We start from the raw sequence: 7,814 nt of genomic DNA, 5'->3' as shown, positions 1-7,814 counted from the left end.
AAATGCTTGAAACAAGACTCCAAGAATATGACTCCAAGTGACCTCGTGATTGCCGCATAATTTCCGACCCTTTTTTACGGTGACGTGTACTTAGTACCTGTACGAACGGTTTCATCCTGAGTGATAACCTTAATTGTTACACCGTCAAAGCGTTGTGCAGTTTGCTTGATCTGGGTGGGCTGGGGTGCTACAGAGATTTGAGAACTGGGTGGAAATAAACTGCAACCCGGAACCCCTAAGCTCAACCAGAGGGCGGCCAGAAAAATTAGACAATATCGAACTCGCTGCCATTGGGAGCGAAAGTTTTGCCAATTAGACATTTTATAATTCCTTTCCTCTGGCTTTTAACTGCCAGATATTGACGATTTACAGATTTATTATTCTCAGATATATTTATTTTTTTATAAATAGCGAAAATTTCCGCCGGGATTTCAATGAAAAATTGTGTACCTTGACCGAGAACAGAGGTCTTAGTAAGTATTATTAAAATGCTAGTATTAATTAATCCTAAAATATATTGCTTTATAACCTTGCGGCATCAAATCCTAGCTAACTTTAAATTTTATGAATAGTCCCTTCCCCTTAGAGCTTCCCCAAAGCGCCTTAGAGCCACTGTTAGCATTGCGAGATTACTACGCACCCAAAGTTGAACACTACGAAAAACTATATACCCAAGCTAAAGCTAATCTCACTCACGTAGAAGCTTTGTTATCTAACTGGTCTTTTGCCTCGGAGGTAGCCGACCAAGAATTCAACCCTGAAAAAGAAGAGAATTCTTTATTATTTCTCACTGATCACTCTGATACGGAACTGGAAGAACCTCGCCCTCTTGAACTCTTGCAATTGGACGATTCCGAGTCTGGAGGATTTGACGCAGCTACAGATACTCTGGAATTATCAGAGCTAGCCATATTACCGCTTATAGAAACATCAACTCAACAGCGATCGCTATATGGGGTAGAAATTCCCATGTTGCCAGAGTATCAATCTTTAAGTCGCACTGAAGCGATTGAACGGCTGTTGGCAGAAGAGATTGGCACAATTGTTCACATAGACGCGATCGTGCGATCGCTCTATGGAGAGTTAGAGCCAGATATCTTCAAACTACTTAAAGGTCGAGTTCAATCTTCACTTACCCAAGGTAGAGAAACCAATAAATGGTCAATTGTCAAAGGTAAGCCTGGATATTATACTCTAGATTCACGTTTGCTTACCTCTAATCAAACTAAAAATTCCTTTGGGCAAAACAAGCACAAAAATCACAAATCGTTTAGCGAAACAAAACCTCAAAAAATACCAAAGCTGGAAGCATTTGAAGGGCTAATTTTGATTGATGCCATTTCCGATTTTTTAGAACAAAATTCGGCAAAAGTTTTCAGTATTAATGAAATCATTGAAGGGATTTATGGAAAACTTGCTGAAAATGAACTTAAACAGGTTAAAAGCGCGGTACAGAAGGAATTATCGCGGGGTTATCGCACAGGGCGATTCTCTAGAGTTCCCAATCAAATCGGTTTTTATACCTGGAACTACGAGTTAGTCAGTAAATGAAACGAGTGAGGCGATCGCATCTCTATCTGAAAATTAGTTCAATCTTGGTGCGATCGCGTTTCAATTTAGTAGTAAATTATTCTCACGGCTTGATTCTTGTTATTTACCGAAGAAAAATTCTGACTCCTGAATTCAGAATTCTGAATTCTGACTCCTTCTCATAGCAATTTGAAGCCGAGGTGATTGAGAACTTCACGCAAGCGATCGCGTCCTCTCAATGACTCGACAGTTGCGATCCGTTGGGCTGAGTGTTCTGACCAATCACCAGCAACATTCATCTTTTGTTCAGTATAGAATTCTTTGATGATGTCGTTGTAGTGAGCGATCGCTTCTTCTTGCTCTGCCAATTTATAGGTTTCACGGTGTAGCACGGCTGATTGTGGCAAACGTGGTTTAATCGCTGCTTCTACTTCAGGATTCGCATAGCCGACACATAGCCCAAATACAGCATATACAGAGGAGGGCAAATTCAATATCTCTGCTACCTCTTGTGGGCGGTTCCTGATTCCGCCGATATATACTGTTCCCAAGCCGAGTGACTCAGCTGCGACTGCTGCGTTTTGCGCCGCCAAGGTTGCATCGATTGTTGCCATCACAAACATTTCCAAGTATTCCAGCGCATCATCAGATATGCCGCGACTGTCAGCAACGTAACTCAGACGTGCCAAGTCTGCTAACCAAACCAAGAATAAAGGCACCTGTTTTATATGTGCTTGATTTCCCGCTAATTTGGATAACTCCTCTTTGCGCTGTTGATCTTCAACTGCTACCACACTCCAGGTTTGTAAATTAGAGGAAGTAGATGCAGATTGGGCGGCTGCAATTAGTAACTCCAGAGTTCCCGGTGGTAGAGGGTCAGCTAGATAAGACCGGATTGAACGGTGAGATAGTAATGCTGTCAGCGAATCATTCCATTCAATTTCGGGATTGAAGGGGATTTCACCGTAACGCGATCGCAGTAGTTCTGTAGGATTAGTCATAATTAATTCCAAGATTTACATTTGCAAATATACCAAATGAGAAACAAGATTCTTGCTCCCTCTCCTTACCAAGGAGAGGGTTGGGGTGAGGTTTGACAAGGCTTTTTACGAAAGTGAGAGTAGAAAAACCTAACCCCCTTCCCGACGCGGGAAGGGGGAAAAATTCAAAGTCTCTCTCCTTCTAGGAGAGAGGTTTTTCAGATACCGTGAAAAGTCAGGTAGACCGTTAACTACTTTGCAAATCTGGAATGACAAATATTGATTTTTGTCATTTGTCCGATTATCATAGTTTTATCACCAGAGTGGGGAATTTGCTATGTTGTCGCGTCAACTGGGAAAAAACGGTTTAACAATATCGGCGCTTGGGCTTGGCTGTATGGGCATGTCTGATTTTTATGGCCCAGCCGATCGCCAGGAAAGTATTGCCACGATTCATGCAGCACTTGATGCAGGCGTTACCTTACTAGATACAGGCGACTTTTATGGCATGGGACACAATGAACTGCTGCTACACGAAGCCCTAGCAGGACGGCGGCGTGAAGATGTCTTCATTGCCGTCAAATTCGGGGCGTTGCGATCGCCTGACGGCAACTTTATTGGCTTCGATGGTCGTCCTGAAGCCGTGAAGACTTCACTTGCTTATACATTGAAACGATTGGGAACCGATTACATTGACCTCTACCAGCCAGCCCGAATCGATCCGACAGTGCCCATTGAAGAGACTGTTGGGGCGATTAGCGAAATGGTGAAAGCTGGATATGTTCGCCAGATAGGTTTATCTGAAGTGGGTGCAGATGCAATTCGGCGCGCTCATGCGATTCATCCTATCACCTGGCTTCAGATCGAATATTCGCTTTTGAGTCGTGGCATTGAGAATGATATTCTCCCGACTGTGCGTGAATTGGGTATTGCTGTCACCGCTTATGGAGTACTCTCACGGGGGTTGTTGAGCGGTCATTGGACGAAAGAACGCTCTGAGCAAGCGGAAGACTTTCGTGGAAATCTGCCCCGCTTCTCTGGAGAAAATCTGGATCGCAATTTGTTGTTGGTCGAAGCCCTTCGTCTGATTGCCCAAGAACAGAGTGCGACGGTTGCTCAAGTGGCAATTGCTTGGGTGCTGTCGCGGGGAAACGATATTGTGCCACTGATTGGAGCGCGGCGTCGCGATCGCTTGAATGAAGCGCTGGGTGCGCTGGATCTGCACTTAACCGAGGATGAACTCGCCCGGATTGAGGCAGCAGTACCACTGGATGCCGTGGCCGGCGATCGCTATGATCCAGGACAAATGGCAATGCTGGATAGTGAAAAGAGTTAAAAGACAATACGGTTTAGTTAAGGCTAAAGCTGTTTGCCAAGGATGCAAAGGACGCAAAGAGAAGGAAGAAATGCTTAACTGAACTATATTGAGTTAAAAGACCCGTAACATGAATGATTCAGCTTTGACACCGGAGCGGATTCTCGACGCGGCGGAAGACGTTTTGCGTCGTTACGGTCTGGCAAAGGCAACGGTCGTGGATGTGGCTCGTTTTTTAGAGGTGAGCCACGGCACGATTTATCGGCATTTTCCTAGTAAGGCTGCCCTGCGCGATGCCGTAGCAGAACGGTGGCTGCATCGAGTTTCTACACCGCTAGGGGCGATCGCTCAAGAGCAAGGTTCCGCCGTTGAACGGTTGCACCGATGGTTTGAGCAACTGATCGCTCTAAAACGTCAAAAAGTCCTGGATGATCCAGAGTTGTTTGCAACCTATTCAGCGATCGCTCAAGAGGCGCGAGGGGTGGTTCAAGCTCACATTGCTGAACTGGTAAGGCAAATTGCTGCGATCGTTGAGAGCGGTATTTCCAGTAACGAGTTTAAGGTAACAGATCCGCAGGCAGCAGCGAAAGCAGTTTTTCAAGCGACGGTTCGGTTCCACCATCCTGCTCACGCATCTGAATGGAGTGATCCAGACATCGACACGGACTTTGCCCAAGTATGGCGCTTGGTACTTGCTGGTCTTGTGGTTGGTGAGCTAATCGTTTAACTGCTTGTCAGCATTGGGTGAAAGCAGGCTCACGCCACCGGGGATGGAAACATCCCCGTTAGGGGAAGTGGTTATGTAAAGACTCAATAGTTGTAGGCACGCCGAACTGCTTGTGTTTCCATCCCCGTTAGGGGAAGTGGTTATGTAAAGCCAGCGGATTCGTTCTATGGAATGCTCTGGACCCGAGTGTTTCCATCCCCGTTAGGGGAAGTGGTTATGTAAAGTTTCTACACAATAATAGGAGGAGATAAGGCAAAGTTTCCATCCCCGTTAGGGGAAGTGGTTATGTAAAGAGTTACGTTCTGGAAAGCTTACTGAGCAAGGGTTTGAGATACCCAAATCGACACCACTTTTTCAATTCTCAACAACTATCAAAAAATTCTCAATAAGCAAAGGATTTTACAGCCGGAAACCCTTACTGTGCAAACAATCGACACCAGTCAACGGAATTATGCGGTTTTCAAGGTTCTGGGGAGTGGTGTCGATGAGTTTCAACACACTCACCTTACAGTAAAATATCTAACTTAAAATTGTCAAGCTGTATTCCCTATTTCCCCGTCTCCAGTTGCTCCCGTTGCTTACCATACTCCCGTAGCTGCTTCAACAGGTCTTCTTGGGATGAATTAGGAATAGACGGACTGGGGGTTGGTTGAAGGTTGGTGTCGGTACTGAAAAAATTAGCAGGTGAAGGATTAATTACATAGACGGGTAGGGACTTGTCATTAGACATCGCCTCTTGGGTTGGTGCTGGCGTAGGAATTAGATTATTTGGTTTGCTCACAGCAGCTTTTACGGAGTCTAGAGTACTAGCAACTTGCACTTGTTGCTGCATCTGTTGTGTAGAAGATACTAAACCACTTAGACCATTCACCAATTGCCGCAGATTTTTGCGGAAAGTCGGATCACCTGTCAATTCATCCAAATCAGATGTAATTTTTTGGCTATTTTCAAAGGTTACTCGTGCTGAATCTAAAGTTTGTTGCAGCAACACCACATTCTTTGGATCATTTAAGGTTTTAGAAGCATCGCGTAAATTAGCTGAGGCTTGGGCTGCATTTGCTGAAAGAGTTTCTAAATTGTTGAGTAATTTTCCTTGAGTCAATCGATTGACAGATGGTGATAAACTACTCACTGTAACACGCAGTTGGTTGCTGGTTTCAGTGATATTGTTCAAAGCACCAACCAGCGCCGAACGATTTGTGGTCAACAGATTATCCAGGTTGTTCAGCAAACGATTTGCTTGAGTTGCAGTTGCACCGAATTTATCTATAGTTTGAGTCGCGGATGTATTAAGTTGGTTTGTCGCCCGTTGCACTGAATTAGCCGTGGCTGAAAAAGTATTTAGTTGTTGTCGTAAGCTTTTAGTCAAACCTCGGAGATCGTGACTTAGCTCAGTAAAACTGGATGCTGCGCTTGTGGTACTTTCTAAAACCCGATTGACATTTCTATAAAATTTTGGGTCATTATATGCAGTGGCTAGATCAGTTGAACTGCGAATTAGTTCATCAACACTGATCCCAACCTGACCTTTTAACCGAGAGCCATTACAGACTATAAGATTGGTATCACAATTTTTATCTAGGGGTTTAGCAAGCACAACCCCAGCAGGTAAGGTTGCTTTTGGTGTGATGTCGATAATACTTTCGCTAATTAATCCGCTTTGATTAGCTTCCACCACGACATTCCGGGGGATAATTAAGTCAGCTTGGACAATTTCAATCTCAACATCAATGGCATTTGGCTTTGGTCGAACCTGGGAAATAGTTCCTACCTTAAAGCCACGATAGCGAACTGCTGCTCCCTTTTGCATTCCGCCAGCGTTAGCAAATTCCACAATAACTTTGTATGAACGGCCAGCAGCAGAGAATCTATTTAACCACAGAAAGAGTAATCCAAATACCCCTAGTCCTAGCACGAGTAATAACCCCACAGAGCCTTCTCTAAATGTTCGCCCAGACGCGAAGCTGCTTGTCATAAATAAGACCTCGCATTTTTTTGCCTCCACCAACAACCAATTAAGAGTTAGGAGTTATGAGTTCTGAATTATGAGTCGAATTAAACTCCTCACTTCTCATTCTTAACTCCTCACTCCTCATTCTTAACTCTTCACTTTTAAGTTTCTAGCCGACGAATTGAATCGGTCCTTCCACACTTCCACTGATAAATTGTCTGATCAACGGATTTTCTGTGTTGTGTATTTCACTAACTGTACCCTGCCACTGCACTTTACCTTCATAGAGAAATATAATTCTATCAGCAGTACGGCGGCCAGTGCTGGCTTGGTGGGTAACAACGGCATAAGTACCACAAGTTCCATGTGATCTTTGCAAATAACGGATTAAATCTTCGATTACTGTTGAGGCAATGGGATCAAGTCCGGCTGTCGGTTCATCGTATAGTAGAACTTCTGGGCCTTCTGTGGGACTATCAGGGTTAGCCATAATCGCCCGGGCAAAACTTACCCGTTTTCGCATTCCCCCGGAAAGTTCGGCTGGGTAGAGGTGGCCGATTCCTGGCAAACCTACCATCTCCAATTTTTCTTTTACCAAATCTCGGATGCGCGATCGCGGTAGCTTTGAATTTTGATAAAGTAAAAATCCCACATTCTCGTCAACCGTCAGCGAATCAAATAGCGCCGCCTGCTGAAACACCATGCCAATGCCAACCTGCTGGGCACCATCCTCAATCAAACCGTCTCGCCGCACTCCTTGCACATAAATTTCTCCTTTATCGGGATTAAGTAACCCCGCCATCACCCGTAAAATAGTTGATTTACCAGTCCCTGATGGTCCAATAATCCCCAGTGCTTCCCCCCGGTAAATGGTCAAGTCTATATTATCTAGAACTTTATGGCTACCAAAGGACTTAGAAACACCTTTCAGTTCAATCAATGGTTCAGTCATTAGTCATTAGTTATTAGTCATTAGTCATTGGTGAGCCAGTGCCTTGGGCGGGTTCCCCAATTTTTACCCCTACAAGAGTGATGTCATAGTTATTCTATAGGTAGGGCATTTTATGTTACATTATAAGTATACGATTAGCGTTCTGATTAGCAAACTTTATTTTTTTACCATAATATTTAGTTATTTGCGATGTTTAACGTCCTAGAATCCCCTCAACGCAAGCTGACGAAGACACCCTAATAATCTAAAGTCTCAGTAACGGGACAGGGCTATTTCATTCTAAATGTAGACGCGATATGGTAAAATGCAGCGCCAGTTCTACTTCAAGCATCTATTACCGTGTCTGAAATCGAAATTAT

General features: G+C 44.2%; 7 protein-coding genes. 3 read left to right on the top strand and 4 right to left on the bottom strand.

Features of this window, described 5'->3' with window-relative positions:
* Positions 1-74: 74 nt before the first annotated feature.
* Positions 75-320, bottom strand: coding sequence for a hypothetical protein (locus V7L05_RS15215; RefSeq protein WP_335165144.1), 246 nt, complete (start codon positions 318-320; stop codon positions 75-77).
* A 244-nt stretch (positions 321-564) separates the two neighbouring features.
* Here V7L05_RS15215 and V7L05_RS15210 point away from each other — a divergent pair, with 244 nt between their 5' ends.
* Positions 565-1,551: a hypothetical protein gene (locus V7L05_RS15210; RefSeq protein ID WP_335165142.1), complete on the top strand. Its 987-nt coding sequence runs from the start codon at positions 565-567 to the stop codon at positions 1,549-1,551.
* A 158-nt stretch (positions 1,552-1,709) separates the two neighbouring features.
* Here V7L05_RS15210 and V7L05_RS15205 read toward each other — a convergent pair whose 3' ends face one another.
* The gene (locus tag V7L05_RS15205; RefSeq protein WP_335165140.1) at positions 1,710-2,531 is read right to left on the bottom strand and encodes an NADPH-dependent oxidoreductase; all 822 of its coding nucleotides are present in this window, start codon (positions 2,529-2,531) and stop codon (positions 1,710-1,712) included.
* Positions 2,532-2,847: 316 nt separating this feature from the next.
* On the opposite strand from V7L05_RS15205, the gene V7L05_RS15200 reads away from it, so the two are divergent.
* Both V7L05_RS15200 and V7L05_RS15195 read left to right on the top strand, forming a co-directional pair.
* A complete protein-coding gene (locus V7L05_RS15200; RefSeq protein ID WP_335165139.1) occupies positions 2,848-3,846 on the top strand; it encodes an aldo/keto reductase in 999 nt (332 codons plus the stop codon).
* Positions 3,847-3,955: 109 nt separating this feature from the next.
* Positions 3,956-4,552 (top strand): TetR family transcriptional regulator, encoded by a 597-nt coding sequence (locus tag V7L05_RS15195; RefSeq protein ID WP_335165137.1) that lies wholly within the window; start codon positions 3,956-3,958, stop codon positions 4,550-4,552.
* 547 nt (positions 4,553-5,099) lie between these two features.
* On the opposite strand, the gene V7L05_RS15190 is transcribed toward V7L05_RS15195, so the two are convergent.
* Together V7L05_RS15190 and V7L05_RS15185 are read right to left on the bottom strand one after the other, a co-directional pair.
* Entirely contained in the window at positions 5,100-6,527 is a 1,428-nt protein-coding gene (locus tag V7L05_RS15190; protein WP_335165135.1) for an MlaD family protein, read from the bottom strand.
* 145 nt (positions 6,528-6,672) lie between these two features.
* A complete protein-coding gene (locus V7L05_RS15185; protein ID WP_335165133.1) occupies positions 6,673-7,455 on the bottom strand; it encodes an ABC transporter ATP-binding protein in 783 nt (260 codons plus the stop codon).
* Positions 7,456-7,814: the final 359 nt, after the last annotated feature.

Source organism: Nostoc sp. (genome assembly GCF_036917755.1).
GTDB lineage: Bacteria > Cyanobacteriota > Cyanobacteriia > Cyanobacteriales > Nostocaceae > Nostoc.
This window is presented reverse-complemented; position numbering and strand designations above follow the sequence as displayed.

Coding starts and splice junctions, on each gene's coding strand:
- V7L05_RS15215 (WP_335165144.1), bottom strand. CDS start 320: ATGTCTAATTGGCAAAACTTTCGCTCCCAATGGCAGCGAGTTCGATAT.
- V7L05_RS15210 (WP_335165142.1), top strand. CDS start 565: ATGAATAGTCCCTTCCCCTTAGAGCTTCCCCAAAGCGCCTTAGAGCCA.
- V7L05_RS15205 (WP_335165140.1), bottom strand. CDS start 2,531: ATGACTAATCCTACAGAACTACTGCGATCGCGTTACGGTGAAATCCCC.
- V7L05_RS15200 (WP_335165139.1), top strand. CDS start 2,848: ATGTTGTCGCGTCAACTGGGAAAAAACGGTTTAACAATATCGGCGCTT.
- V7L05_RS15195 (WP_335165137.1), top strand. CDS start 3,956: ATGAATGATTCAGCTTTGACACCGGAGCGGATTCTCGACGCGGCGGAA.
- V7L05_RS15190 (WP_335165135.1), bottom strand. CDS start 6,527: ATGACAAGCAGCTTCGCGTCTGGGCGAACATTTAGAGAAGGCTCTGTG.
- V7L05_RS15185 (WP_335165133.1), bottom strand. CDS start 7,455: ATGACTGAACCATTGATTGAACTGAAAGGTGTTTCTAAGTCCTTTGGT.